General features: G+C 43.3%; 1 protein-coding gene. It reads right to left on the reverse strand.

The window, feature by feature from the left end; translation table 11 throughout:
- Window positions 1–149: 149 nt before the first annotated feature.
- Window positions 150–994 (reverse strand): type IV secretion system protein (locus LU493_RS19410; RefSeq protein WP_275289452.1); only part of this gene is annotated, 845 nt, incomplete at its 5' end.

The following is a 994-nucleotide window of genomic DNA, read 5'->3' on the forward strand; positions in this document are numbered from 1 at the left end:
CCGCGCTGTTTCAGACCATTGTTTGAGTCGTTCTGTCCATCTTGTGGCTTCAACAGCCCATTCCGGACTGGCATCAATAGCAACCGGAATACCTGCGACAGAACCAAATGAAAATAAGCACAAAAGTACTGAAAAAATTAGTTTTTTGTTCATGCTGAATTCCTCGCACGTGCTTTTTCCAGGGATGCTCGTCTTCTTGCTTCCATTCCCAATGCGCCTATTGAAGCCCGTTTCTGCTCCCCTTTTTCACCTGCCCATTCGGCGGCTGTTCGCGTTCCACGTTTCATCTGGTTTCTCGTTTTCTCTACGGCCATTCCAGCAGCCCCAATCCCTAAAAGAGCCATTCCCTGAAGAGTACCTTCAACACCTGCACCGGCAAGCTGCTGCGCGAAACTCGATGATTTCCAGACAAAGACAGCAATCAGAACTCCAATTACAAATGCCATTGCGCCCATTGTTAAAATATTTGTTGAGTTAGCATCTCTCGATATCTGACTAAGCATATCAGTTTGAAACTCGGTACCAATTTTGACGAGAACTCCAGCAAAAATAACAGTAAATACACTAGAAAATAATATACCAAGCCAGTTATTAAACATTACTCTAGTGAATCCAAACATATAACAACCGATAAATATCGGAGCTACAAGAATAGCTAACTGCATTGTTACATCGGCAAGCATGTAAATAACAGCCGCTACAGACATAATCAGGATACTTCCTCCCCAAACCAACATTGACCCGATTCCACCTTCAACTGACACATATTTGGATTGATCCATAGCATAAACTTTGTCAGCCAAAAGCTGAGTTGTACTCCACATGGTATCTAGCGTTGCCCATACAGGTTTACCAAGGAACCCATCCTTCATAGATTTAATAGCATCCATTGCTGCCGTCAGATAGCCATCAGCATTGCTTACGAATGTTAAAATAATGGCAAATTTTGATAGATCCCAGACGAGATCTTGTAATGGGGTCTGGCGTTTCCCTG

This window comes from Halomonas elongata, from assembly GCF_029081005.1.
Taxonomy (GTDB): domain Bacteria; phylum Pseudomonadota; class Gammaproteobacteria; order Pseudomonadales; family Halomonadaceae; genus Halomonas; species Halomonas elongata_B.